Source organism: Thalassovita sp., assembly GCF_034670005.1.
In the GTDB taxonomy this organism is placed as follows: Bacteria; Pseudomonadota; Alphaproteobacteria; order Rhodobacterales; family Rhodobacteraceae; genus Thalassobius.
The window spans coordinates 318,530-342,439 of sequence record NZ_JAXMOH010000003.1 but is presented as its reverse complement, the minus strand read 5'-3'; the positions used below and the strand labels follow the sequence as shown (position 1 = coordinate 342,439).

Genomic DNA, 23,910 nt, shown 5'->3' with positions numbered 1-23,910 from the left:
ACACCGGGCAGTCTGCGGTCTTGCCCCGGGAACCGATTTCAGCAGACCAAAGGCCTGCGCCTACGCCTTGTCGTTGTCGTTTTCCAAGATCAGCGGGGCTTCAAAATAATCGAACCGGGGCGCGCAGCCATAAGTTTCCTCGGCCATGCGGCACCAATCGGCATCATGCGCGGCCTTGGCCGCCTCTACCGACTTCCACAGGTAAACCCCGCCGCCACGATTGCCGTCGGGATCATAGAGGTAAGTTTTGCGGATCAGCTCCGGGTTGGCGCGCCAGCGCGGCAACGTCGCCTGATACCGGGCCAACACCTCTTCTCGGGACATGTCAGCTGGCAGGTCGAAAGTGACAATCTCTGTAATCATATCTTGATCCTAGCAGATATCCGCGTTCAGGTCGCGGATTTCATGTTCACCCGTTGCGGCAACGATTTCAGACGTTCCGCAAGGTCGTGATGTCAGCTCAGACGTTTTCATCAAACCTCACAGGCAAGGGCATCCAGAACAGGACGGCACAGATCGGGGTCGCCGCCGCAACAGTCTTCCATCAGAAAGGCCAACATCGCGCGCAGCCCGTCCATATCGGCAAAATAGCGGATCGAACGGCCTTCGCGGATCGTCCTGACCAGCCCGGCCTGAAACAACAGCGACAGGTTGGCTGACATGGTGTTTTGCTTCACTCCCAGAGCACCCGAAATCTCGCCCGCCGCCATGCCTGTGCTTCCCGCCTTGATCAGCAGGCGGAACGCGTCGAGACGGCTTGATTGTGACAGGGCCGCGAAGACGGCGAGTGCTCTATTTTTATCCATACTTCAAGAAGTATGGATATTACTGCGTCGAGGCAAGTCTACCCCCCTCACATGGTTTCCAGACAATGCCGCCGGAAGGCGCGTTTCAACATGTCCAGCTCTTCGCGCAGCAGCGTGATTTCGGCCCTCAGATCGTCGGCCATCACCTCGCCCGCCAGTATCGCGAAGCTTTCCAGCGTTTCGCCGCTTTCGGCATCGCGGATCACGAAACTTTGCACCCCGTCCGACAACAATTCGGCCGGGATCGGCACCCGCAGCACCCAACGCCCCGCATCGGTGTCCTCAATCAACTCGACATCGGGCAACCGTGCCTCAAGGTGGATCACTTCGACCTGTGGCTGGATACGGCTTCTGGCGTTAACCGTCAGTACGCCTTCCCACACACCTTCGAACAGCCGGGTCTTGGTCAGTGTCAGTTCGTTCATCGCTCTGCTCCTTGCAACTCGGCGCTACAGCTCGGCCCGGGGGCGGCGGCTGAATGTCAGGTCGCGCAGCGTCACCTGATTCATTTCCGGCCCTTCGAAAATCAGATCCAGCCACGCCTTTTCGACCCGCTTCTCGTTCAGCTTGGTATAGGCCAGATCGAATTCGACCATGATTTCTTCTTCATGCAGCGGCAATTCACGCACGATTTGTTCGGTATTCGGCCCGTGCTTGATGTTCAGCCGGGCAAAGATTTCCAGCGGCTTCTCCATTTCCACGATCGTGTCCATCCGCAGCAGATGCCGACGCTTCAACCCCTGTACCGACTCGGTCGGCAGGTCGATCACCAGCGACAGGAAAGACCCGTCGAACTTGAACACGTCCATACGCATCCCGAACGCGGCCAGATCGGCTTCTCGAGTGTTGCGCAGCTGGCGCAATGTCAGTTCGGAAAAGACGCAATCGTGAAACAGCGTCACCTCGTCGCCCAATTGGCTTTTGTTCTGCACAGAAGACATCCCCGGCACCGGCAGCGGCCCGCGCCAAAGCTGCGGTCGCCATGCCCAATCCGACCCCTGCGGTTTGCGGAACGTGGTCGATCCGATCATCGGCAGCGCCAGACGGCTGTCAGCGATATAGATCAGTTCGTTCAGATGATGGCGCAGCGTACGGGCATAATTCCGTTCCCGCCGCAGCACCGGCAATTCGGCTTCGCTGGCACCCTGCGCCGCCTTGGCCCAACGTTTGGATACGCGTTGCGCCACCAGCGATCTTAGGAATTTGTTCGGGGTCCGGCGCGCCATGTCCTTGGCCTCATTCTTGCTGCTCTGGCATCGTTTTATCGGTTCGGCGGCCCTGAAACAAACCCGCAATGAGTTTTTTCACTCCACCACCTTTCGCCTTGTCATTTTCCGGTTCAGGTTTCGTGCCATCTACCATTTCACCGCCGGCATCTTTGGCCTCCGTGTCCGGATCGATCCCGGTTCCGGGCCGGACATGCGGGCGCAGCAACGCGTCCGGCACCGGCCCGCCACCGCGCACCATCAGCGGGCTTTCCTCGCGCAGGCGTTCGGCCTGCCAGCTCAGCATGGTCAAGCCCTTTTCGCCGCTCATCGCGCTGCCCTTGGGACCGTACAGCGCCAATCCCACCATTTTGCCGTTCAGCACCATCATCGCGCGCCAATGCCGTGGATCGTCTTCCGGCGTCAGGCTTTCGGTCGCCATCACCTGCACGATGGTCAGCCCATCGCCATGCAACCGGCGCAGCACCTTGCGGTCGCCCAGCGCGGCGGCGATTTCCTCGGCGTCGGGTTCTGGCGCATCCGATCTGCGCGGCACCGCGGTGATGGTCAAAACCATCGGATCGACATCGTACCCGCTGACATAGCCGGTGATCGTTTCGCAACTGGCCAGCAAAGCGAACCCGCCGGTCGCACGGCTGAGCAAGGTCTCTTTCTGAATGCAATATCCCTGCGGCGGTGCGATCACGATATCGCCGCCCGCCAATTCGGCCCGATGCAAACCGCGCGTGACAGCGGCCTCCGCATCATCCTGCGGTTTCGGCGCCAGACACCCGGACAGCAGACCCAGCAGCCCGCATGCCAGCGCGACACGCAATGCGGATTTCCCCCTGCCGATTCTCATTACCCCCGCGATCCCCCCTCAGTCCCACGGCCGATACCTGACCCTGTTTCGGGTCTTGGCGCATGGTATTGCCGATGGAGATAGCCAAGCCCCCGGAATCGCACAAGTCCGATTGTCGAAACCCGCCCCTGTTCGCGCCGAATTTTCACCCCTATGATCCGGCAAAGAACAACGCTCAGGCATAACCGCACAGGCAATGACGTCCGGACCACAGGCATGCAGTCAGACTATTCCGCCCATGAAACTTTCATCCAACCGGCCCGTCCCCGGGCCGAACTCTGGCGGCTGGCGGTTGGGCTTTTCATGGCAATGGTGATCTATATCGGCCTGATCTGGGCGATGCAGGCGCTGGCCCTGGCAGTGCTCAGCGACGAAGGGTATTTCCTGTTCAACCTGCACACCCGGAATGGCCGCACGCCGGTGGGCGCGCTGTATCTGCTGACCAGTTTCGGCTTTCTGACCGTCGCGCTCGCCGCGGTCGCGCAGCAACTGCACCGGCGCAATCCGCTGTCTCTGCTTGGTCCGCCCGCGCTGGCACTGCGGCAAGGCTGGGCAGTATTCAAGGCGGTTGCCCTGCTCTATCTGGCGCTGTCCGTATTGCCGCCCTATGACCTGCTGCCCGACGGCGCGGTACAGCGCGCGGTCGGGCAGTGGGCGATGTTGCTGCCCGTGGCGCTGCCTGCGTTGCTGATCCAAACCAGCGCCGAAGAGCTGCTGTTCCGCGGCTATCTGCAACAACAACTGGCCGCGCGCTTTACGTCGCGCTGGGTCTGGATGCTGGTTCCGGCGGTGCTGTTCGGGCTGATGCATTACCGCGCCGATGCCGGGGCCAATACCTGGATTCTGGTTAGCTGGGCAGCGGCGTTTTCGATTGCAGCCTCGGACCTGACCGCGCGGGCGGGCACGCTGGGACCGGCCATCGCGCTGCATTTCATCTCGAACGCCATCGCCATCCTTCTTGTATCTCAGGACGACGCCCTCTCCGGTCTCGCGCTCTTTTCAGCGCCGGTCGATATGGCTGATCCCGACGCGCTGCGCCCGCTTCTGTTGCTTGATCTTGGTGTGTTGTTTATCAGCTGGCTGGCCGCCCGGTTGGCCCTGCGGCGCTAGGAGCCATATGAGGTCTTATCTTCCCCATAACGATTACATCGCCACCGCTCGGTTGACGCCCGACCTGCCCCGGCTGGTCATCGGCGTGATCGCAATCGAACTGATTTACGGCGTCGCACTGGATTTCATCGGCTCTATTCTGGCCGCTTTCCCGCCCCAGATAGAGCAGGCCTATTTTTATGGCACCACCTCTGCCGGGCTGCTGGCGCAACTGTTCAGCTTTGCCTTTCTCGCCGGTGCCGTGATGCTGGTCGCGCGCTATCTGCATTTCCGCCCGCCGCTCAGCCTGATCGGACCGCCAAAGCGCGCTCTACAAAGCTTCGCACTGGCACTGATCGCGGCACTGGGTTGTTTTCTGGCGCTCGAAGTCCTGCCGCCCTACTGGTCCAGTGCCGGGGCTGTTTCGACCGGCGGGCTCAGATGGCTGGTTTTGCTGCCGGTCTCGGTCGCCGCACTGACCGTGCAGGTCGCGGCCGAGGAATTGCTCTATCGCGGCTATGTCCAGCAACAACTGGCGGCGCGCTTTGCGTCGCCCTGGATCTGGCTGACCGTGCCAAACCTGTTGTTTGCCGCCGCCCATTGGGACAATGGCAGTGATCCGGTGGATGCGATCCAATACGTGATCTGGGCGTTCTGCTTTGGGCTGGTGGCTTCGGACCTGACCGCGCGGACTGGTTCATTGGGGGCCGCGACCGGGTTCCACCTGGCCAACAACATTTACGCGTTCTTGTTCTTTTCCGAACGCGGCGCGCCGGATTCCGGGTTGGCGCTGTTCCTGTTTCCCCCCGGCGACCTGCTGCCGCCCTCGACCGGGTCCGGCTCTATCATCACGGTCAATACGGTGCTCGAACTTGCCACCTTGCTGGTGATGTGGCTTTCGATACGTTGGGCGCTAAGGCGCTGATTGCAATTCTGCCGCGCGCGGCTTATCTGACAGCTCTAGACAAGACGACGGGGTTAAACCGCTCATGAACTGGATCACCAACTATGTCCGCCCGCGGATCAACTCGATCTTTTCGCGCCGTGAGGTGCCGGAAAATCTGTGGACCAAATGCGACGAATGCGGAACCATGCTGTTCCACCGCGAACTAAGCGACAACCTCAACGTCTGCACCAGTTGCGGCCATCACATGGCGATTACCCCGCGGGACCGGTTCCACGCCCTGTTCGACGGCGGCATCTTTACCGAAGTCGAGGTTCCCGAACCGATCGCCGACCCGCTGCATTTCCGCGATCAGAAGAAATACCCCGACCGGATGAAGGCCGCGCAGAAGAAAACCGGCGAGAAAGAAGCGATGCTGGTCGTCGCCGGCGAAATCTGCCGCACTCCGGTTGTCGCCGCTGCGCAGGATTTTTCCTTCATGGGCGGATCAATGGGCATGTATGTCGGCAACGCCATCGTGGCGGCGGCCGAAAAGGCGGTCGAACTGAAACGCCCGCTGATCCTGTTTTCCGCCGCTGGCGGTGCCCGGATGCAAGAAGGCATCCTGTCGCTGATGCAGATGCCGCGCACCACCGTGGCGGTGCAGATGCTGAAAGAAGCGGGCCTGCCTTACATCGTGGTGCTGACCCATCCGACCACCGGCGGCGTCACCGCGTCCTACGCGATGCTGGGCGACGTGCAGATCGCCGAACCGAATGCCCTGATTTGTTTCGCGGGGCCACGGGTGATCGAACAGACGATCCGCGAAAAGCTGCCCGAAGGGTTCCAGCGCGCCGAATACCTGCTGGATCACGGCATGCTGGACCGGGTCACCAAGCGCACCGAGATCCGTGACGAACTGATCACCATCATCCGGATGCTGATGGGCCAGCCGCCCGCGATCAAGGGCGACCTGCCCGCGCCCGACGGGGACGCGACACCGCCGGAAACGGCCGGAAGCGCGGCCGAAAAAACCAAAAAATGACGACCGGTTCCGACGCCATCCTCGAAAGGATGATGGCGCTGCATCCCAAGATTATCGACCTGACGCTGGACCGGATGTGGCGGTTGCTGGACGCGCTCGGCAATCCGCAGGACCGGCTCCCGCCGGTCATCCATATCGCCGGTACCAACGGCAAGGGATCGACCCAGGCGATGATCCGCGCCGGACTGGAAGCCAACGGCAAGCGCGTCCATGCCTATACCTCGCCACATCTGGCACGGTTCCACGAACGCATCCGGCTGGCGGGTGAATTGATTTCCGAACCCGACCTGATGGCGGTTCTGGACGAATGCTATGCCGCCAATGACGGCGGCAACATCACCTATTTCGAAATCACCACCTGCGCCGCGATGCTGGCGATGTCGCGGGTGGAGGCCGATTATACCTTGCTGGAAGTCGGCCTTGGTGGACGTCTGGACGCCACCAACGTGATCGGAAAACCCGCGCTGACCATCATCACGCCGGTGTCCATCGACCATGAACAGTTCCTCGGCGACACGCTGACCAAGATCGCGGGCGAAAAGGCCGGGATCATCAAGCGCGGCGTGCCCTGTGTGGTCGGCCCGCAACAGGCCGAGGCGATGGACGTGATCGAGGCGCAGGCAAACCGCCTTGGCGCGCCGCTGATCGCTTACGGTCAGCACTGGCACGCATTTGAAGAACGCGGGCGGCTGATTTTCCAGGACGAGACCGGTCTTTTGGACCTGCCGCTGCCCAACCTGCCCGGCGCACACCAGATTCAGAACGCCGGCGCGGCCCTGGCCGCTTTGCGTCACCTGAACCTGAATGAGGCCGCCTACGAGGCCGCCGTGACAAACGCCTTCTGGCCCGCCCGGATGCAGCGGTTGAAACAGGGCCCGCTGGTCGAGGCCGCGCCGCAGGCCGAAATCTGGCTTGACGGTGGCCATAACGCCGCCGCCGGTCAGGCGCTGGCGGCGCATCTGGCCACCCTGCCCAAACGTCCCACACATCTGGTCTGCGGCATGCTGAACACCAAGGATATCGCGGGCTACCTGACGCCGATGGCGCCGCATGTGGAAAACCTGACCGCGGTGTCGATCCCGGGCGAGGCCAACACTCTGCCCGCCGACGTGACCGCCGAGGCCGCGACCCGCGCCGGGATGCGGGCGGGAACCGCCGGATCGGTGTCCGATGCGGTCAAAACCATCACCGAAACCGATCCCCAGGCGCGCATCCTGATCTGCGGCTCGCTCTACCTCGCGGGCGCGGTGCTGCGCGAAAACGGCTGATCTGAACCGACCTATACGAAATTTCCAATATGATTCGGGGAAATCGAATCATGCGCTGTTGACTGATTCGCTATGATTCGCCTAAAGTCGAATCACGGAAATTCGAAGGCGTGGGGCATCGCCTTTCCGTTCCCACATCTATTGGAACGGATTATCGACAGGTTGACAGGCAGGACACAGAAAGAGGGGCCGATCCAACGGCCCCCTTTCTTCTTCCGGGACCTCTTGATCGTAACTCTCACTGATCCAATTCATGATCCCGACACCCGGTCAGGTCCGTCTGGGGGCCAGCCCCCAAATCCCCGGAATATTTTCCGAAAAGAAGAAGATCAGGACGCGCCCCAGTCTTCGGCCTGCATTTCGCGCAACCGGCTGGCGGTGCGTTCGAATTCGAACACGCCCTCACCCTCGATATAGAGGCTTTCAGGGATGTCGGCGGCTGAACAGATCAGCCGCACCCGGGCTTCGTAAAGCGCGTCGATCAGGGTGACAAAGCGTTTGGCTTCGTTGAAATTGCTGCGTCCAAGGCGCGGAATGTCTTCGAGGATCAGAACCTTCACCGCTTCGGCCAGCGCCAGATAATCGCCCGCGCCCAGCATCCGGCCACAAAGGTCGTAGAAGCTGGCCCGCGCCACGCCATTGCGGAATTGCGGGATCTCGACCTCGCGGCCCTTGACCTTGAGGATCAGTTTTTCCGCCTCGCCGCCGCTGAGATGTTCCCAGACTTCACGGATTTTCTGATGGCTGTCGGCATTGATCGGAGTGAAATAAACCTCTGCCCCGCGCAGCCGATTCTGCCGGTAATCGCGCGGGCTGATCAGCTCCCAGACCACCATCTTTTGTTTCAGGATGTCGATGAAAGGCAGGAACAGTTGCCGGTTCAGCCCGTTCTTGTACAAATCATCCGGCACCCGGTTCGACGTGGTGACCACCACGACCCCGGCCTGAAACAGGATCTCGAACAACCGCCCGACGATCATCGCATCGGTAATATCAGTGATCTGCATTTCGTCGAAGGCCAGAACCCTGACCTCTTTCGCGACCTTTTGCGCAACCGGGGCCAGCGAATCCTCGACTCCGTTTTGCCGTGCCGCATGAATCCCGTCCTGAATTTCCTGCATGAAGGCATGGAAATGCACTCGCCGCACCGGCACGTCGATATTGTCGACGAACAGGTCCATCAGCATTGATTTGCCGCGTCCGACCCCGCCCCAGAGATACAGCCCCTTGGGGGGTTCCGGTGCCTTGCGGAACAGGCCCTTTTTCACCGGTCGGGACAGCGCCTCCCGGATGCGGTCGAACTCCGGCAGCACCGCCTGTTGCGCCAGATCGGCGCGAAGCTCGCCTGCGGCCACGCGGGCGTGGTAAATTTCCTGTATATGCGTCATGGGGCCGACATAGCCAATGCACCGGGTAAGGAAAAGGGTCTTCGCCAATAACGTCCCGGCTTCACGATTTGTGACCCGGTGCATGACAATTGATGAATTGACCGGCCGTTCTTTTCTTTCCATCCTGCCGCCTGCGAACAGGAGACTTCCAATGCAGACCCGCACACCGCTTTTCACGCCCGTCTTGATCGTGGGCTGCGTCATCATTCTGACCGGCTTTGCGATCCGCGCCAGTTTCGGGGTGTTCCAGATCCCGATTGCCGAAGACTTCGGCTGGCTCAGGTCGGAATTCAGCCTTGCCATCGCGATTCAGAATCTGGCCTGGGGCATCGGTCAGCCGATTTTCGGGGCCATCGCGGAAAAGCTGGGCGATCGCCGCGCCATCGTCATGGGCGCGGTGATGTATGCGCTGGGGCTGGTGCTGTCGTCTTATGCGGTGACGCCGCTGGCACATCAGGTGTTCGAGATATTCGTCGGGTTCGGCATTGCCGGCACCGGATTTGGCGTCATTCTGGCCGTCGTGGGGCGGGCATCTTCGGATGCAAACCGCTCGATGTCGCTGGCCATCGCCACCGCCGCCGGGTCGGCCGGTCAGGTTTTCGGCGCGCCGCTGGCCGAATGGCTGCTGGGCTTCATGACATGGCAGGGCGTGTTCCTGGTCTTTGCCGTCGCGATCCTGATGGTGCTGCTGTTCCTGCCTTTCATGCGGGTGCCGACCCCGGTCGCCAGCAAGACCGAATTGCAGGCAAGCATGGGCACGATCCTGCTCAAGGCGTTCCGCGACCCGTCCTACACGATGATTTTCCTCGGTTTCTTTTCCTGCGGCTATCAGCTTGGCTTCATCACCGCGCATTTCCCCGCTTTCGTGACCGAAATGTGCGGGGCGATCGTGCCCGGTGGCGCGTTGCATTCGCTGGGGATCACCACCACCTCGGCGCTTGGCGCGGTGGCGATATCGCTGATCGGGCTGGCCAATATCGGCGGTACTCTGATGGCCGGGTGGCTGGGCAACCGGATATCCAAGAAATACCTGCTGGCGGGGATATACACCCTGCGCACCTTCGTTGCCGCCGCGTTCATAATGACGCCGATGACCCCGGCCACGGTGATCCTGTTTTCGGTGTCGATGGGCGCGCTTTGGCTGGCCACGGTGCCGCTGACCTCGGGATTGATCGCGCATCTTTACGGGCTGCGCTACATGGGCACGCTCTATGGCATCGTGTTTTTCAGCCACCAGTTGGGCAGTTTCATGGGGGTCTGGCTGGGCGGGCGGATGTATGACCTTTACGGGTCTTACACCGCAGTCTGGTGGATCGGGATCGGCGTGGGGGCGTTTTCGGCGCTGATCCACCTGCCGGTACGCGAAAAGCGAACGGAAATCATCGCCTGACCGCAAGGCGGATACAGCCCGGCAGACTTCGGCATTGTTCCCGGTCCGTCGCGGGATGCCTTCCTAACTGTCTGCCACAAAGGCCCCGATCGCCGCCAACACCTCGGGTGTATGGGTATAGGTCACGCCATGCCCTGCCCCGTCGATCACCACGTGACGCGCTCCGGGGTTCCAGCCTTCCAGCACCGACTTGTTCCGGATCGGAATGGTGCGATCCTCGGCGCCCCAGATCGCCAGTACCGGCAGACCGGCGGCTGCAATCGCCCGGTGTTCGGGTTCCAGCTCTGCGCTCAGCATATTGCGCAGGGAGGACAGCACCGCCGGGACAAACCCGCGCCAGCGCAGCTCGTCCTGTTGCAGATCGACGATCCCGGGCACCGATGATGGCAGATCGCGTTCGGAGTTGGTGCCTTTGCGATGGCGTCGCGGGAACATCGTCAGCATCAGCCAGTCACCGAAAAACGGAATAGCCTGCACCAGTTTTGTGATCCCACCGGACAGCGGCTGCATTCCTGCAGGGGCCAGCAGGATCAATTGTTTCACGCGGTCGGGATGCGCGGCGGCAAAGCAGCTGGAAATCGACCCGCCCATGGAATAGCCGATCAGGGTGAACTGGTCCCCGACCTGCTGATCGGTCAACAGATCCTGCAACTGGCGCAGGAAAAACGCACCATCCTGTGCGCCCTTTGGCCGGTCGGAATAGCCGCGACCGAACAGGTCATAACTCAGCACCCTGAACCCTTGCGCGACCAACTCTTCGGTGACGCCGTGCCAGACAAAGCTTGGCGTGGTCAGCCCATGCACGCAAACCGCAACCGGCCCGTCTTCGGGCCCCTGCCAACGGTAATGGGTCACACCCTGCGACAGGCGGGCGAACTGCCCCGGCGCCGATTGCCGTTCGGCATCCGTCATACGTGGGCGCAACGCTTCGCGCAGGAACGGCAGCGCCAGAACCACCGCGACAAGGATCAGAACCCAAATCACTGTGCAGCCTTCCAGCGATCGAGAATATAGCGCGCGGTCATCAGGTCCAGATGCGCCCCGCCGCCATTCTTGAACAGGGTGATGTCGTCCTCCGATTGCCGTTTGAAGGCATCGAGGTCGTAATAATCCGCCAACAGGTGATCGCGCTGGATTACACCGTTTTTCAGTGGAATCTCGATTTCGCCGATATGGCCGATCGTGGTGCCGAAATTATCGACGAACACCCGGGCGCGCCGGATCGCCGTATCATCGGCTTCGCGCATATCCGGACGATAGGCGCCGATCAGGTCGACATGCTGCCCCGGTTGCAGCCAATCGCCTTTCAGCACCGGGTCGGTGCTCATCGTGGCGCTGGTGATGATATCAGCCGCGCGCACGGCCGTTTCCAGATCTTCGGCCACTTTCATGCCGGGGAATTCCGCGGCCATCGCATCGGCATTCGCCTTGGTCCGGTTCCAGACGGTGAAGTCTGCCTGAGGAAAAGCCGCGCCATAGGCCTGCCGCAACGACCGCCCCACGGTGCCCGCCCCGACGATCAGGATGCGGCGGCTGTCGGGCCGGGCCAGACGGGTTGCCGCCAACAGGCTGTCACCGGCGGTTTTCCATTTCGTCACCAGATGGAAATCGACCAGGGCTTCCAGCATCCCGTCGGCATCGGCATAAAGCGACATACCGCCATTGACCATCGGCTTGCCCTGTTCGGGATTGCCGGGGAAAATCGTCGCCGATTTCACCGCCAGGCCAAGCCCGTCGATCCAGGCCGCCCGGTTCAGCAACGTGTCCTTGCCGCGATAGAGGAAGCTGTCGGCGACTTCCGCCTTGGGCAATTTGTGCCCCGCTGCCAGCGCCGCGATGAAGCCTTTCCAATCGAGCAGTTTCTCTCCGTCCTCGAATGAAATGATGGGAATGCTCATATCGTTTCCTCCTCGCTCAATAATCCGTGCCCTATCAGACACTCGGCCCAGCCTTGCGGATGTTCAAACAGATGAACCCGCCATCCGCGTTGCCCTGCCGCCTCGATATTCTCGGGCTTATCATCGGTGAAAAGCAAATCCTGCGGCGCGAAACCGCTGCCCCGTTCCAACGCCGCATAGATCCCGGGATCGGGTTTGATTTCCTTCAGATCTGCGGACACATAGCGCTGATCGAACAGGTCCAGAAACGGATAATGTCGCCGCGCCATTTCAAAGGTTTCGGCACCGAAATTGGTCAATGCAAGAACCGGCACGCCCCGCGCCTTCAGCGCTTCAAGCAACCGTACCGATTGCGGGATTGCTGGGCTGGCCATTTCGATCCAGCGCTCCGCCCACATTGCGATGTCTTGGCCGAATTCGGGATGCGCCCGCACCGCTTCGTCAATTGTATCATGCAACGGTTCACCCCGGTCCACCCGCAGATTGATCCCGTGCAAATCGACCGCGCCGAACAGGGCCGCGCGCCGCTCCGGCCCGATGACGCGGTCATAAAACCGCTCCGGGTCGTATTCGATCAGCACCCGGCCAATATCGAAAACCACCGCCTTTGGCGTCATCGCGCCAGCCCTTTCGCCTTGCGCAATTCGCGTTCCAATGCCTCCAGGAACCGCGACCGGTCCGCTTTGGTGAACCCTTTACCGCCACCCTGCCGGAACGGATCGGCGGCGCGCAGATCGGTCATGAGATCGCGGGTGGCAAGCGCATTGCCGACATTGGCAGCGGTCAGCGCTTCGCCATTGGGTTTGAGAACCTGCGCCCCGGCAGCCACGCATTTCGCCGCCAGCGGGATATCGGATGTCACCACCACATCCCCCGGACCGGCACGGTCCGCAATCCACATATCGGCGACGTCCGGTCCTTCCGGCACGATCACCGATTCCACCAAAGGATTGGCCGAGGGCCGCAGCCCGCCATTGCTGACCAGAACCATCGACACCCGATGCCGGGTCGCAACCCGTTCAGCTTCGGCTTTCACCGGGCAGGCATCGGCGTCGATATAAAGCTTGCTCATTCGTACAGCGCCTCGGCGTGGAAAGAGACGTGATCCTCGATGAAGCTGGAGACGAAGAAATAGCTGTGATCGTATCCCTTCTGCAGCCGCAGCGCCGCCGGAACACGGCGCGCGTTGACCGCTTCGGCAAAGGCTTCGGGCATCAGCAGATCGATGAACTGATCGGACGTGCCCTGATCGACCAGCAAGGGAATATCGAGCCCCTTGTTACGCATCAGAAGCGTCGCGTCATGCCCCGCCCAAGTATTTTCGTCCTCGCCCAGATAGGCCGAAAGCTGCTTTCTGCCCCAATCGCCCGCCGTCGGATGGCAAATCGGCGAAAAGGCGGAAACCGAACGGTAACGCCCCGGCAAAGACATCGCCAGCGTCAGCGCACCATGCCCGCCCATCGAATGGCCGGTGATCGACTGGCGATCCTCGTCAATGTTGAAATCACCGGTGATCAGCCGCGGCAATTCATCAGCGATGTAATCCCACATGCGGAAATGCGGTGCCCAGGGATCTTGCGTGGCGTTCACATAAAACCCCGCGCCCTGGCCCATATCATACGCGTCGTCATCGGCCACACCCGGCCCACGCGGCGAGGTGTCGGGGAAAACCAAAGCGATCCCCTGCTCGGCCGCCCAGGCCTGCGCGCCCGCCTTGACCATGGCGTTTTCATGGGTGCAGGTCAGCCCCGACAGGTACCACAAAACCGGCACCGGGTGATCCTCTGCCTCCTCGGGCAGGAACAACCCGAAGGTCATGTCGCATCCCGTCGCCTTGGAAGGATGTTTGTAAACCCCCTGCACGCCGCCGAAACATCTGTTTTCTGAAATGGTTTCCATCACGCTCTCCCATCCGGTTGACCCCATGGCTAACCCAGCGCCGGGGGCGCGGCAAGCGCTTGGCTTACCCGATCCAGGCGATCACCGCCGAAACGGTAAAAATGCTCAATCCGGTGGAAATCAGGATCGCGGCCGAAACCCTGTGCGGCGCCACGCCATAATGCTGCGCCAGAATATAGACATTGCCTGCCACCGGCAACGATGCGGCGGCGATCATCACCCCGGCCGAATAACGCTCGACCTTGAACAGGATCAGCGCCGCCCCGGCCACCGCCAACGGGTGCAGCACCAGCTTGCAAAAAGACAGCCACCCCGCCGTGGTCAGCCGCTCGGCCGATTTCGACGCCAGCGAGGCCCCGATCGCAAACAGCGCCCCCGGCGTTGCGGCCGCGCCAAGGATCGACACGAATTCATTCAACGGTCCGGGGATGGGAATTTCCAGCGCCGCCCAGCTCAGACCAATGGCAATTGACACAATCATCGGGTTTTTCAGCAACCCCAGCCCAACGCTGCGCAAAATGCCAATGGACACCCGCCCATCGCGCGCCCCGGTGATCAGGATCACGATCAGGCTGCCAAACACGATCAGGTCCACCGCCAGCACCAGCATCACCGGCCCGATCGCCTGCTCTCCCAGCAAAAGCACCAGCATCGGCACGCCCAGAAATCCGACATTACCGATCACCGCGCATTGCGCCTCGACCGCGGCTTCCTCCACCCCGCGGCCACGGATCAGCGTGACAGCGGTGGCCAGCAGATAGATCCCTGCGGTGCCGGTCAGATAAGCCAGAATGAAATTGGTGTCGTAGATTTCTCCAAGTGACAGGTTGGCGGAAAACCTGAACAGCATCGCCGACAACGCGAAATAGAACACGAAACGGGTCAGCCATGCAGTGGCATCTTCGGGGAAAAACCGCGTGCGGCCGGCACCATAGCCCAATCCGATGATCAGGAAGAAGGGCAGCGTCTTGAGGAAAATTTCGATCATGGTGACTGCCTAGCACGACACCACGCCGGGTCAATCCCAATGACGGCACTATCGCCTGCGGCGGGCGGGTCAAAGGGGGCTGTCTGCCCCCTCTGCGCCTCCGGCGCATTCACCCCCGAGGATATTTTCGAACAGAAGAAGAAACGAAACATTAAGGTTAATACCCTAGGCAGAACAGGCGGTACAGGCGGGGACGCCGATGGCCGCAACAGGAGAAGCCCCCTGCGTTGCAAACCCGACGCGGGGGGTGATTTTCAAGCTTCTTCTGTTTTGAAATATCCCGGGGGAGTCGCCTTTGGCGACGGGGGCAGCGCCCCCTAGCCCGATCCGATCAGCACACCAGCGGCAAAGACCAACGCCCCGCCCAGAACCACCTGCAAGGCGGCCCGGAAAAACGGCGTGTCCATGTATTTGTTCTGAATCCAGGCGATCGCCCACAACTCGATAAACACCACGACAAAGGCGATCATCGTTGCGGTCCAGAAATCGGTGATCAGATAGGGCAACGCATGGCCCAAGCCCCCCACCATGGTCATGATGCCCGACGCGAAGCCACGCTTGGTTGGCGATCCGCGACCCGACAGTTCACCGTCATCCGAGGCCGCTTCGGTGAAGCCCATGGAAATCCCCGCCCCGACCGATGCGGCCAGCCCGACCAGGAAGGTCGTCCAGGTATCCTGCGTCGCAAAGGCGGTGGCGAAGATCGGGGCCAGGGTCGAAACCGATCCGTCCATCAGCCCCGCCAGCCCAGGCTGTACCCAGGTCAGCACGAACTGCCGGTGCGCGGCGCGGTCTTCCTCGGCGCGACTGTCTTCGTCCAGATGCTGTTCGGCCAGAACCCCGGCCTTGTGCTTGTGCCCGGCTTCCATCGCTGCCAGATCGCCCAGCAATTTGCGGGTTTCGCTATCCTTGCTGCGCTTGGCTGCGGCCAGGTAGAAATGTTCGGCATCATGTTCCATCGCCTCGGCTTCGGCGCGGATACGGTCCAGCCCGAGATTTTCAACCAGCCAGATCGGGCGCCGCGCATAATAGCCCGCCACATGTTCCCGCCGGATCAGCGGAATGACCGATCCAAAGCGGCGTTCATGCAAAGTGATCAGCAGTTGGCGGTGGCGGTCTTCTTCTTCCGCCATGCCGTCAAAAATCTTGGCGGAATCGGGATATTCGTCCCGCAGCCGCTGAGCGTAGCTGCGATAGATCCGGGCATCGTCTTCTTCCGATGAAATGGCCAAAGCGAGGATTTCCTGCTCGCTTAGATCCTTGAAATGGCGTCGCTGAATGGAAAACCGCATGGAACTCCCTTTGCTTTTCTTACGAGACTAGCCGTTCCGGCGTGGCCCGCAAGGGGCGGCTTGATGAAACTGAACGGGTCAGTTTATAGTCGACCTCCGAGCCGAAGGACAGCAATGGACACTGCGACAAAAACCATCATCCGCACCGGGCGCAAGTTCGAACAGGTCCTGCAAGGGGCGCGGAAGATTTTCATGGCCGACGGGTTCGAAGGAGCCAGCGTCGATGACATTGCCAGGGCGGCAGGCGTGTCCAAGGCGACGCTTTACAGTTATTTCCCCGACAAGCGTTTGCTGTTCATGGAGGTGGCGCGCAGCGAATGCCTGCGCCAGGCCGACGATGCGGTCGAACTGGCCGATTTCGACGCCTCGCCAGAGGTCGTGCTGCGCTTTGCCGGTTACACGATGGTCGATATCTTCACCTCGGACTTTTCCCAGCGCATTTTCCGCATCTGCGTGGCCGAGTCCGACCGGTTCCCAGAGCTGGGACGGGAATTTTACCAAAGCGGGCCTCTGATGGCGCGCACCCGGCTGACCGAGTACCTGAAACAGGCCGCCGCGCGGGGCGAGCTGGATATCGACGATTTCGCGCTGGCCGCCGATCAGTTCGTCGAACTGTGCAAGGCCGACCTGTTCCCGCGTATGGTGTTCGGGATCTGCCGCGACTTTTCTCAGGCCGAAAAGGCCCGGGTGGTTGAAAGCGCGGTGCGGATGTTCCTCGCCCGCTACGGTACCGCGCCCTAATCCCGGCGCCGCACCATCATCTGGTTGCCAGCCGTTTTCTTCAGTTCGAAAATCGGGAATTCGGCCACCAGTTCGCTCAGCTTTTTCTTGCCATAGCTGCGGGCGTCGAAATCGGGGTTGGCCTGGGTGATGTATTGGCCCAGCTGGCCCAATGTATACCAATCATCTTCCTGACCGATCGCGTCCATCGCCCTCAGGATCAGATCGCGCGCATCAGCGGACACTGTCGTTTTCGCGGCCTGGGCCCCCGTCTCCGTTGAACTTTCGCCGCCAATGTTTTCCAAGAAAATGAAGCGGCGGCAGGCCTTACGGAATGCTTCGGGCGTTTTCTTGGCACCGATGCCGTAAACGGTCAGACCCTGTTCGCGGATACGGCTGGCCAGCCGGGTGAAATCGCTGTCGCTGGAAATCAGAACGAAGCCGTCGAACCGCCCCGAATGCAGCAGGTCCATCGCGTCGATCACCAGCGCGATGTCGCTGGCATTCTTGCCCACGGTATTGGCCGGCTGATGATGCGGCACCAGCCCGAATTCCGCCTGCACCTTGTTCCAGCCATTCATTTGCGGGCTGGAAAAATCGCCATAGCAGCGCCGGACCGAGGCTTCGCCAAGCGTTGCGATTTCATCGAAAATCGCCTTGGTCCATTTCGGCGAGGTATTGTCGGCGTCGATCAAGACCGCCAACAGCTGGCTTGCGTTTTTGTCATCCATCGGGGCCATCCCATATTGTGTGCCCGGTTCGTGCCGGGGCTCTGACAGACAGGTATATGCGGGCGCCCCTCAAAGGGAAAGCGGCGGGACAGACCCGCCGCTTTCCAATCTTTTTGGGGTCTTTGTCAGTAGACTACGACCGAACGGATCGATTCACCTGCATGCATCAGATCGAAACCTTTATTGATGTCTTCCAGACTCAGCGTGTGAGTGATCATCGGATCGATCTCGATCTTGCCGTCCATGTACCAGTCGACGATCTTGGGCACATCGGTCCGGCCGCGCGCGCCGCCAAAGGCGGTGCCACGCCAGCTGCGCCCGGTGACCAGCTGGAACGGACGGGTGCTGATTTCTGCCCCCGCAGGAGCCACGCCGATAATGATCGATTCGCCCCAACCCTTGTGTGCCGCTTCCAGCGCGGTGCGCATCACGCCGACATTACCGGTGGCATCAAAGGTGTAATCGGCACCACCGCCGGTCAGTTCGACCAGATGCGCCACCAAGTCGCCTTCGACATCGGACGGGTTGACGAAATCGGTCATGCCGAAACGCTTGGCCATTTCGACCTTGGCCGGGTTCAGGTCAACGCCGACGATCTGATCGGCCCCGGACAGGCGCAACCCCTGAATGACGTTCAACCCGATTCCGCCCAGACCGAACACGATCGACCGGTTGCCGATCTCCGCCTTGGCCGTGTTGATCACCGCGCCGATGCCGGTGGTCACGCCGCAGCCGATATAGCAGATCTTGTCGAACGGCGCGTCAGGCCGCACCTTGGCCAGCGCGATTTCCGGCAGCACTGTGTGGTTGGAAAAGGTCGAACAGCCCATATAGTGCAGGATCGGCGTGCCATCCAGCATGGAAAAACGCGAGGTGCCATCGGGCATCAGCCCCTGGCCCTGCGTCGTACGGATCGACTGGCAAAGGTTGGTTTTCGGATTCAGGCAGTAATCGCATTCACGGCATTCGGGCGTGTAGAGCGGGATCACGTGATCGCCCGGTTTCAGGCTGGTCACGCCGGGCCCCACTTCCAACACCACACCCGCGCCTTCGTGCCCCAGGATCGCCGGGAACAACCCTTCGGGATCGGCGCCCGACAGGGTGAATTCGTCGGTGTGGCAGATGCCGGTGGCCTTGATTTCGACCAGAACCTCACCGGCTTTCGGGCCTTCGAGGTTCACTTCCATCACTTCAAGGGGCTTGCCGGCTTGCAAAGCCACGGCTGCTGTGGTGCGCATCTCGCGTCCTCCATTATTTGCTGCGGGCAAACTGCCCCAGATGAGGGAATGGTTCAATAACGGTGTCGTCGATGAAGGCTATCGAAATATCCGATACCCTCAACTGTCCTGCCCGGATTAATCCATCCGGTACAGCTTGTGGCACCCGCCACAACTCGCGCCTAACGCTTGAAGACCCGCCTGCACCCCTTCAAGCGTGCCGGTGTCGATCCCTGACGCGGCCTGCGCCAACGCATTCGCCTTAGTCGAAAAGTCATCCCAGTTCTCCCAGATCACCGGCAAGGCTTCGCTTTTGGGATCGGTCGCCGGGGTTTCGAAGGCATCCGTGATTTGTACCGCGGATTTGTTCAGCACCGCCTTGGCAGCCGCGGCCTGATCGGGATTGAATTCCAGCTTGCCCTTGGCCATGCCACCGATGACAGCGGTCGCATCCTTGATCTCTGTCATCAGCGCCATCCGCGCCTTGACAACGGGATCGCTGACACCGCCATGAGCGAGGGCGGCCCCGGCCAGTGCCAAGGTAATCGTCAATGAAAGAGTTGCGCGTTTCATTCGGGGTCTCCTGTAGGTTCGGCAACAGGGTAAAGACTTCGCCGGGCAAGGAAAGTCACGAACCCGACACCCGATACGTTTTTTGCGTCCAGAGCCCCGCGCCTACAGCGCCTTCAACCCACCGGTGGCGAAATCCGTCGCCAGATCGGCATAGTCTTCCCGGCTCAACCCCTTGCCGGGCCGATGCCACATGTAAAACCAGTTCAGCACACCGAAAACGCTCATCGTGGCGGCGCGCAGCCGGTCGGGATCGGCCTGCAATTGCGGTGCCTGCTGCAGCACGGCGTCGGTCATGATATCGACCAGACGCCGCTGCGCCGCGATGAGCGGCGTTTGCTTATCTGCGGGCAGAACGCTCAGCGCATCCAGTTGCAGCTTATGTTCGGCATCGGCATCGGCATAGGCTTCCAGAATCACCCTGATCAGCCCGCGCATTCCTTCGGATCGCGCCGCTTCCACCACCTCGACCAGAGCCCCCAGATGATCGTCGAGGATATCGTAAAGCAAATCCTCTTTTGACGCCCAGTAATGATAGATCAGCGCCTTCGACACGCCACAGGATTTCGCCGCTCCGGTCATCGACGCCCGGTCGAATCCATGCGTGGCGAAATAGGCGGCGGCGCCTTTGCGCAGCGCCGCCCGTTTTTCATCGTGATCGCGTGCCAGTCCGCGCGCCATTCAGCTCTCCTTGGGTCGGTTGTCGATGATCCGAACCGCTTTGCCTTCGCTGCGTGCGACATTGCCCGGATCGGCCACGTTGACCCGCACCGAAATGCCGACGTTGGATTTGACCTTGCCGGACAGATCCTTGACCGCGCGTTCGACGATGTCGACCGACGCGCCTTCGGACATTTCCACATGGACGGTCATTTCGTCCATCCGCCCCGGGCGGGCAAGCTCGATCTGGAAATGCGGTGCCAGACCTTCGACGGTCATCAGCTGTTCCTCGATCTGGGTCGGGAACACGTTGACCCCGCGCAGGATGATCATGTCGTCGCTGCGTCCTGTGATCTTCTCCATCCGTCGCATGCTACGCGCGGTGCCCGGCAACAGCCGGGTCAGATCGCGGGTGCGGTAGCGGATGATCGGGAAAGCTTCCTTGGTCAGCGAGGTGAACACCAGTTCACCAAGTTCGCCATCGGGCAACACTTCGCCGGTTTCAGGGTCGATCACTTCAGGATAGAAATGGTCTTCCCAAATATGTAGCCCGTCCTTGGTTTCGACGCATTCATTGGCCACGCCGGGTCCGATCACTTCCGACAAGCCGTAGATATCGACGGCGTGCATGTCGAAGGCTTCCTCGATTTCCAACCGCATCGCGTTGGTCCACGGCTCGGCCCCGAAAATCCCGACCTTCAGCGGGCTCTTGCGCGGATCAAGCCCCTGCTTGGCGTATTCGTCCAAGATCGACAGCGCATAGGATGGTGTCACGGTAATGCCGGTGGCGCCAAAATCTTCGATCACCCGGACCTGGCGCTGGGTCATGCCGCCCGAAACCGGCACCACGGTCAGTCCCATCTTTTCGGCGCCGCCATGAATACCCAAGCCCCCGGTGAACAGCCCGTAGCCATAAGCATTGTGCAATACGTCGCCCGCCCGCAAACCGGACGCGCGCAACGACCGCGCCACCACACCGGCCCACATGTCCAGATCGTTCTTGGTATAGCCGACAACGGTTGGCTGACCGGTCGTACCCGACGACGCATGGATGCGCGAAATCTGTTCGCGCGGCACCGCGAACAGGCCGAAGGGATAATTGTCGCGCAGGTCCTGTTTCACCGTGAAGGGGAATTTCGACAGATCGGACAGCGAATTCAAATCGTCAGGATGCACCCCCGCCTTGTCGAAGCTTTCCTTGTAGAACGGCACGTTGTCATAGGCGTGCTTCAACGACCATTTCATCCGCTGCAATTGCAACGCGGCAATCTCGTCGCGCGACGCGGTTTCGATATGTTCCAGATCTCCCGGCTTGGGTGACAGGTCTTTCATGGCAGTTTCCTCCCGATATGCCCCGGCAACAGTCGCCGGGTCGGCATTGTCAATCTTCGTCAGTTTCTTCGAAATGTTGGCCCGAGATCTGCCGCGACAGCCCCCGGAAAAGCGCCACTTTGCGACCGTCTTCGCCCGTGACCACTACGTCATAAACGCCCGACCGGCCCTGTAACGACGCCTCGGTCGCGGTGGCGGTCAGCATCTCGCCCGGCTTGCCGGGGCTGAGATAGGTGATGGAGTTTTGCTGTGCCACAACCATCTTGTTGTAGCTGTTACAGGCAAAGGCAAAGGCACTGTCGGCAAGGGTGAAGATGTATCCGCCATGGCACATATGATGGCCGTTCAGATGTTCGTCGCGCACCCGCATGGTCATCACCGCCTCGCCCGGGCCGATATGGGTGATTTCCATCCCCAGAAATTGCGTCGCCTTGTCGGTTGACCACATCTGTTTGGCACTGCGTTCGGCGCGTTGCTTCGGCGTCATGGCGTTCCTCCCCAATTCGCGGCCAACCTGACACAAAACCGACCGTACGGTCAATAGTGTTGAAAAAGGTTTCGCTTTAGCGCAGGATGCCCGGCAACAGGAGGACTCAAGAGATGCTGAAACCACAAAGTTACGCCGCCGGTCGCTGGATTGCACCGGGCGACACCGCCACAACCGTCATCGGCTCGGTCGATGGTCAACCGATCGCCCTTGCGGGCGGTTCCGACCTGAATATGCAGAACATGCTGGACCATGCCCGCGACACCGGCGGCCCCGCCCTGCGTGCGATGACCTTCCATGAACGCGCCAAGATGCTCAAGGCGCTGGCGGCCTATCTCGATAGCCGCAAGGAAGAACTCTACGCGCTCAATCCGCTAACCGGCGCGACCCGCCGCGACGGGGCAATCGACATCGAAGGCGGCATCGGCACCATGTTCCTGTTCGCCTCCAAAGGCCGGCGCGAAATGCCCGACGGCCATGTCTATATCGACGGCGATGTCGAACAATTGTCGCGCAAAGGCTCCTTCCTCGGTCAGCATATCGCGGTGCCGCTGCAAGGTGTTGCGGTGCATATCAACGCCTTCAACTTCCCGGTCTGGGGCATGTTGGAAAAACTCGCCCCGACCCTGCTGGCAGGCGTTCCCGCCATCGTCAAACCGGCGACCCAAACCTCATATCTGACCGAAGCCTGCTTCCGAATGATGATCGATTCGGGTCTGCTGCCCGACGGCGCGGCGCAGTTGATCGTCGGGCGCACCGGCGACCTGCTGGACCGCTTGGGGGCGCAGGACGTGGTCAGCTTCACCGGGTCGGCAGATACCGCCAACATGCTGCGGTCGAACCCGAACCTGGTCCGCAACTCGACCCGGTTCCTTGCCGAACAGGACAGCCTGAACGCCGCGATACTGGGCCCTGACGCAGCTCCAGACAGCCCCGAATTTGCGCTTTTCATCAAGGAAGCCGTGACCGAGATCACCGCCAAGGCCGGGCAGAAATGTACCGCCATGCGCCGCCTGATCGTGCCCGAAACACAATTGGAAAACGTTGCAAACGCGCTCTCGGACAAGCTCGGAAATGTTGTATTGGGCGACCCTTCGGCCAAAGAAACCCGCATGGGCGCGCTGGTATCGCTGGGGCAGAAAGACGACGTTCTGGCCAAGCTCGCCACGCTTGCGGCCGAAACCCGGCTGATCTGCGGCGGTCCGGATGCTCTGACGGATAACCTTTCGGGCGGGGCCTTCCTGCCGCCGACCCTGCTGGCCTGCGACGATCCGGATGCCGCCACGGCGGTCCATTCGGTCGAAGCCTTCGGCCCGGTCTCCACCCTGATGCCCTATCGCGATCTGGCCCATGCCGCGACGCTGGCGAATCGCGGCGGCGGTTCGCTTGTCAGTTCGTTGTTCACCAACGATCCGCAGGTCGCGCGCGACGTCACCCTCGCCTCCGCCGCCTGGCATGGTCGGCTCTATATCATGAACCGCACCGCCGGGGCCGAGGCCACCGGACACGGATCGCCCCTGCCCCACATGGTTCACGGCGGCCCCGGCCGCGCAGGTGGCGGCGAAGAACTGGGCGGTATCCGCGGCGTGATGCATTACATGCAGCGCACCGCCATTCAGGGCAGCCCGGACATCCTCACCGCGATCACCGGCACCTGGATTCCCGGATCGGCGGAAAAGACCGGGCCGCAACACCCGTTCCAGCGCACCTTCAACGAGATCGAGATCGGCGAAACCCTGCACACCGGGTCGCGCACGGTGACGCTGGACGATATCGAACATTTCGCCCATTTCACCGGCGACACTTTCTATGCCCATATGGACGAAGACGCGGCACGGGCGAACCCGTTCTTTCCCGGCCGGGTGGCGCATGGCTACCTGCTGCTCAGCTTCGCGGCGGGTCTGTTCGTGCAGCCGGACCCGGGGCCGGTTCTGGCCAATACCGGGCTGAACGGGCTGAGCTTCCAAAAACCGGTCAGCCCCGGCGACAGCATCAAGGTCCGGCTGACCTGCAAGCGTAAAACCAAGCGCACCGACAGCTATGGCGAAATCGCCTGGAACGTCACTTTGACCAATCAGGACGGCGATCAGGTGGCCGAATATGAACTGCTGACGATGGTCAGTTACGACCGCTGATCAAAGGGCGCGGGACGGCACAATTCCCGCGCCCAACCCCAAACC

Annotated in this window: 26 protein-coding genes; 7 read left to right on the top strand and 19 right to left on the bottom strand. The window is 61.2% G+C overall.

Going from position 1 to position 23,910, the window contains the following annotated elements:
* Window positions 1-60: 60 nt before the first annotated feature.
* The 5 genes from VOI23_RS09145 to VOI23_RS09125 form a co-directional block, all read right to left on the bottom strand.
* On the bottom strand, window positions 61-363 hold the full coding sequence (locus tag VOI23_RS09145; RefSeq protein ID WP_323784352.1) for a monooxygenase: 303 nt from the start codon (window positions 361-363) through the stop codon (window positions 61-63).
* A 110-nt stretch (window positions 364-473) separates the two neighbouring features.
* Entirely contained in the window at window positions 474-806 is a 333-nt protein-coding gene (locus VOI23_RS09140) for a helix-turn-helix transcriptional regulator (protein WP_323784350.1), read from the bottom strand.
* A gap of 47 nt (window positions 807-853) precedes the next feature.
* On the bottom strand, window positions 854-1,231 hold the full coding sequence (locus VOI23_RS09135; RefSeq protein ID WP_323784348.1) for a hypothetical protein: 378 nt from the start codon (window positions 1,229-1,231) through the stop codon (window positions 854-856).
* Window positions 1,232-1,255: 24 nt separating this feature from the next.
* The gene (locus VOI23_RS09130) at window positions 1,256-2,032 is read right to left on the bottom strand and encodes a DUF6478 family protein (protein WP_323784346.1); all 777 of its coding nucleotides are present in this window, start codon (window positions 2,030-2,032) and stop codon (window positions 1,256-1,258) included.
* A 10-nt stretch (window positions 2,033-2,042) separates the two neighbouring features.
* The gene (locus tag VOI23_RS09125) at window positions 2,043-2,873 is read right to left on the bottom strand and encodes a hypothetical protein (RefSeq protein ID WP_323784344.1); all 831 of its coding nucleotides are present in this window, start codon (window positions 2,871-2,873) and stop codon (window positions 2,043-2,045) included.
* A 216-nt stretch (window positions 2,874-3,089) separates the two neighbouring features.
* Between VOI23_RS09125 and VOI23_RS09120 the strand changes: the two genes are divergently transcribed.
* The 4 genes from VOI23_RS09120 (at window position 3,090) to VOI23_RS09105 (ending at window position 7,158) form a co-directional block, all read left to right on the top strand.
* Window positions 3,090-3,983, top strand: a complete 894-nt coding sequence (locus VOI23_RS09120) for a type II CAAX endopeptidase family protein (protein ID WP_323784342.1) — start codon at window positions 3,090-3,092, stop codon at window positions 3,981-3,983.
* A 7-nt stretch (window positions 3,984-3,990) separates the two neighbouring features.
* Entirely contained in the window at window positions 3,991-4,887 is an 897-nt protein-coding gene (locus tag VOI23_RS09115) for a type II CAAX endopeptidase family protein (RefSeq protein ID WP_323784340.1), read from the top strand.
* A 64-nt stretch (window positions 4,888-4,951) separates the two neighbouring features.
* The gene (gene accD, locus VOI23_RS09110; RefSeq protein WP_323784338.1) at window positions 4,952-5,890 is read left to right on the top strand and encodes an acetyl-CoA carboxylase, carboxyltransferase subunit beta; all 939 of its coding nucleotides are present in this window, start codon (window positions 4,952-4,954) and stop codon (window positions 5,888-5,890) included.
* A complete protein-coding gene (locus VOI23_RS09105; RefSeq protein ID WP_323784337.1) occupies window positions 5,887-7,158 on the top strand; it encodes a folylpolyglutamate synthase/dihydrofolate synthase family protein in 1,272 nt (423 codons plus the stop codon). Before accD ends, VOI23_RS09105 begins: the two co-directional genes overlap by 4 nt.
* Window positions 7,159-7,487: 329 nt before the next feature.
* On the opposite strand, the gene zapE is transcribed toward VOI23_RS09105, so the two are convergent.
* A complete protein-coding gene (gene zapE, locus VOI23_RS09100; protein ID WP_323784335.1) occupies window positions 7,488-8,546 on the bottom strand; it encodes a cell division protein ZapE in 1,059 nt (352 codons plus the stop codon).
* A gap of 151 nt (window positions 8,547-8,697) precedes the next feature.
* Here zapE and VOI23_RS09095 point away from each other — a divergent pair, with 151 nt between their 5' ends.
* Window positions 8,698-9,936, top strand: coding sequence for an MFS transporter (locus tag VOI23_RS09095; protein WP_323784333.1), 1,239 nt, complete (start codon window positions 8,698-8,700; stop codon window positions 9,934-9,936).
* 63 nt (window positions 9,937-9,999) lie between these two features.
* Here VOI23_RS09095 and VOI23_RS09090 read toward each other — a convergent pair whose 3' ends face one another.
* The 7 genes from VOI23_RS09090 to mbfA form a co-directional block, all read right to left on the bottom strand.
* A complete protein-coding gene (locus VOI23_RS09090; RefSeq protein ID WP_323784331.1) occupies window positions 10,000-10,920 on the bottom strand; it encodes an alpha/beta hydrolase in 921 nt (306 codons plus the stop codon).
* A complete protein-coding gene (locus tag VOI23_RS09085; protein WP_323784329.1) occupies window positions 10,917-11,834 on the bottom strand; it encodes an ornithine cyclodeaminase in 918 nt (305 codons plus the stop codon). Before VOI23_RS09085 ends, VOI23_RS09090 begins: the two co-directional genes overlap by 4 nt.
* The gene (locus VOI23_RS09080; protein WP_323784327.1) at window positions 11,831-12,451 is read right to left on the bottom strand and encodes an HAD family phosphatase; all 621 of its coding nucleotides are present in this window, start codon (window positions 12,449-12,451) and stop codon (window positions 11,831-11,833) included. The genes VOI23_RS09085 and VOI23_RS09080 overlap by 4 nt, the downstream gene beginning before the upstream one ends.
* Window positions 12,448-12,906 carry a YaiI/YqxD family protein gene (locus VOI23_RS09075; protein ID WP_323784325.1) on the bottom strand — a complete coding sequence of 153 codons (459 nt, stop codon included), beginning with the start codon at window positions 12,904-12,906 and terminating at the stop codon, window positions 12,448-12,450. The genes VOI23_RS09080 and VOI23_RS09075 overlap by 4 nt, the downstream gene beginning before the upstream one ends.
* Entirely contained in the window at window positions 12,903-13,733 is an 831-nt protein-coding gene (gene fghA, locus VOI23_RS09070; RefSeq protein ID WP_323784323.1) for an S-formylglutathione hydrolase, read from the bottom strand. The genes VOI23_RS09075 and fghA overlap by 4 nt, the downstream gene beginning before the upstream one ends.
* A 64-nt stretch (window positions 13,734-13,797) precedes the next feature.
* Window positions 13,798-14,721: an AEC family transporter gene (locus VOI23_RS09065; protein WP_323784321.1), complete on the bottom strand. Its 924-nt coding sequence runs from the start codon at window positions 14,719-14,721 to the stop codon at window positions 13,798-13,800.
* Between the two features lie 317 nt (window positions 14,722-15,038).
* Window positions 15,039-16,013, bottom strand: a complete 975-nt coding sequence (mbfA, locus tag VOI23_RS09060) for an iron exporter MbfA (RefSeq protein ID WP_323784319.1) — start codon at window positions 16,011-16,013, stop codon at window positions 15,039-15,041.
* 114 nt (window positions 16,014-16,127) lie between these two features.
* Here mbfA and VOI23_RS09055 point away from each other — a divergent pair, with 114 nt between their 5' ends.
* Window positions 16,128-16,754, top strand: a complete 627-nt coding sequence (locus VOI23_RS09055; RefSeq protein WP_323784317.1) for a TetR/AcrR family transcriptional regulator — start codon at window positions 16,128-16,130, stop codon at window positions 16,752-16,754.
* Here VOI23_RS09055 and VOI23_RS09050 read toward each other — a convergent pair.
* The 6 genes from VOI23_RS09050 to paaI form a co-directional block, all read right to left on the bottom strand.
* A complete protein-coding gene (locus VOI23_RS09050; protein ID WP_323784315.1) occupies window positions 16,751-17,464 on the bottom strand; it encodes an NYN domain-containing protein in 714 nt (237 codons plus the stop codon). The genes VOI23_RS09055 and VOI23_RS09050 overlap by 4 nt on opposite strands.
* Window positions 17,465-17,589: 125 nt before the next feature.
* A complete protein-coding gene (locus VOI23_RS09045; protein WP_323784313.1) occupies window positions 17,590-18,702 on the bottom strand; it encodes an S-(hydroxymethyl)glutathione dehydrogenase/class III alcohol dehydrogenase in 1,113 nt (370 codons plus the stop codon).
* 117 nt (window positions 18,703-18,819) lie between these two features.
* Window positions 18,820-19,254 carry a cytochrome c gene (locus VOI23_RS09040; RefSeq protein ID WP_323784311.1) on the bottom strand — a complete coding sequence of 145 codons (435 nt, stop codon included), beginning with the start codon at window positions 19,252-19,254 and terminating at the stop codon, window positions 18,820-18,822.
* A gap of 102 nt (window positions 19,255-19,356) precedes the next feature.
* Window positions 19,357-19,932 carry a TetR/AcrR family transcriptional regulator gene (locus VOI23_RS09035; protein WP_323784309.1) on the bottom strand — a complete coding sequence of 192 codons (576 nt, stop codon included), beginning with the start codon at window positions 19,930-19,932 and terminating at the stop codon, window positions 19,357-19,359.
* The gene (gene paaK, locus VOI23_RS09030) at window positions 19,933-21,243 is read right to left on the bottom strand and encodes a phenylacetate--CoA ligase PaaK (protein WP_323784307.1); all 1,311 of its coding nucleotides are present in this window, start codon (window positions 21,241-21,243) and stop codon (window positions 19,933-19,935) included.
* A 49-nt stretch (window positions 21,244-21,292) separates the two neighbouring features.
* On the bottom strand, window positions 21,293-21,730 hold the full coding sequence (paaI, locus tag VOI23_RS09025) for a hydroxyphenylacetyl-CoA thioesterase PaaI (protein WP_323784304.1): 438 nt from the start codon (window positions 21,728-21,730) through the stop codon (window positions 21,293-21,295).
* A gap of 113 nt (window positions 21,731-21,843) precedes the next feature.
* Between paaI and paaZ the strand changes: the two genes are divergently transcribed.
* On the top strand, window positions 21,844-23,865 hold the full coding sequence (gene paaZ / locus VOI23_RS09020; RefSeq protein WP_323784302.1) for a phenylacetic acid degradation bifunctional protein PaaZ: 2,022 nt from the start codon (window positions 21,844-21,846) through the stop codon (window positions 23,863-23,865).
* Window positions 23,866-23,910 lie beyond the last annotated feature (45 nt).

What these genes read in the sequence shown, in the direction of transcription:
- VOI23_RS09045 (WP_323784313.1), bottom strand. Translation starts at nt 18,702, where the DNA reads ATGCGCACCACAGCAGCCGTGGCTTTGCAAGCCGGCAAGCCCCTTGAA.
- paaI (WP_323784304.1), bottom strand. Translation starts at nt 21,730, where the DNA reads ATGACGCCGAAGCAACGCGCCGAACGCAGTGCCAAACAGATGTGGTCA.
- VOI23_RS09080 (WP_323784327.1), bottom strand. Translation starts at nt 12,451, where the DNA reads ATGACGCCAAAGGCGGTGGTTTTCGATATTGGCCGGGTGCTGATCGAA.
- VOI23_RS09105 (WP_323784337.1), top strand. Translation starts at nt 5,887, where the DNA reads ATGACGACCGGTTCCGACGCCATCCTCGAAAGGATGATGGCGCTGCAT.
- VOI23_RS09120 (WP_323784342.1), top strand. Translation starts at nt 3,090, where the DNA reads ATGCAGTCAGACTATTCCGCCCATGAAACTTTCATCCAACCGGCCCGT.
- VOI23_RS09050 (WP_323784315.1), bottom strand. Translation starts at nt 17,464, where the DNA reads ATGGATGACAAAAACGCAAGCCAGCTGTTGGCGGTCTTGATCGACGCC.
- VOI23_RS09145 (WP_323784352.1), bottom strand. Translation starts at nt 363, where the DNA reads ATGATTACAGAGATTGTCACTTTCGACCTGCCAGCTGACATGTCCCGA.
- paaZ (WP_323784302.1), top strand. Translation starts at nt 21,844, where the DNA reads ATGCTGAAACCACAAAGTTACGCCGCCGGTCGCTGGATTGCACCGGGC.
- mbfA (WP_323784319.1), bottom strand. Translation starts at nt 16,013, where the DNA reads ATGCGGTTTTCCATTCAGCGACGCCATTTCAAGGATCTAAGCGAGCAG.
- VOI23_RS09130 (WP_323784346.1), bottom strand. Translation starts at nt 2,032, where the DNA reads ATGGCGCGCCGGACCCCGAACAAATTCCTAAGATCGCTGGTGGCGCAA.
- VOI23_RS09035 (WP_323784309.1), bottom strand. Translation starts at nt 19,932, where the DNA reads ATGGCGCGCGGACTGGCACGCGATCACGATGAAAAACGGGCGGCGCTG.
- paaK (WP_323784307.1), bottom strand. Translation starts at nt 21,243, where the DNA reads ATGAAAGACCTGTCACCCAAGCCGGGAGATCTGGAACATATCGAAACC.
- accD (WP_323784338.1), top strand. Translation starts at nt 4,952, where the DNA reads ATGAACTGGATCACCAACTATGTCCGCCCGCGGATCAACTCGATCTTT.
- fghA (WP_323784323.1), bottom strand. Translation starts at nt 13,733, where the DNA reads ATGGAAACCATTTCAGAAAACAGATGTTTCGGCGGCGTGCAGGGGGTT.
- VOI23_RS09085 (WP_323784329.1), bottom strand. Translation starts at nt 11,834, where the DNA reads ATGAGCATTCCCATCATTTCATTCGAGGACGGAGAGAAACTGCTCGAT.
- VOI23_RS09135 (WP_323784348.1), bottom strand. Translation starts at nt 1,231, where the DNA reads ATGAACGAACTGACACTGACCAAGACCCGGCTGTTCGAAGGTGTGTGG.
- VOI23_RS09115 (WP_323784340.1), top strand. Translation starts at nt 3,991, where the DNA reads ATGAGGTCTTATCTTCCCCATAACGATTACATCGCCACCGCTCGGTTG.
- VOI23_RS09095 (WP_323784333.1), top strand. Translation starts at nt 8,698, where the DNA reads ATGCAGACCCGCACACCGCTTTTCACGCCCGTCTTGATCGTGGGCTGC.
- VOI23_RS09055 (WP_323784317.1), top strand. Translation starts at nt 16,128, where the DNA reads ATGGACACTGCGACAAAAACCATCATCCGCACCGGGCGCAAGTTCGAA.
- VOI23_RS09065 (WP_323784321.1), bottom strand. Translation starts at nt 14,721, where the DNA reads ATGATCGAAATTTTCCTCAAGACGCTGCCCTTCTTCCTGATCATCGGA.
- zapE (WP_323784335.1), bottom strand. Translation starts at nt 8,546, where the DNA reads ATGACGCATATACAGGAAATTTACCACGCCCGCGTGGCCGCAGGCGAG.
- VOI23_RS09125 (WP_323784344.1), bottom strand. Translation starts at nt 2,873, where the DNA reads ATGAGAATCGGCAGGGGGAAATCCGCATTGCGTGTCGCGCTGGCATGC.
- VOI23_RS09075 (WP_323784325.1), bottom strand. Translation starts at nt 12,906, where the DNA reads ATGAGCAAGCTTTATATCGACGCCGATGCCTGCCCGGTGAAAGCCGAA.
- VOI23_RS09040 (WP_323784311.1), bottom strand. Translation starts at nt 19,254, where the DNA reads ATGAAACGCGCAACTCTTTCATTGACGATTACCTTGGCACTGGCCGGG.
- VOI23_RS09140 (WP_323784350.1), bottom strand. Translation starts at nt 806, where the DNA reads ATGGATAAAAATAGAGCACTCGCCGTCTTCGCGGCCCTGTCACAATCA.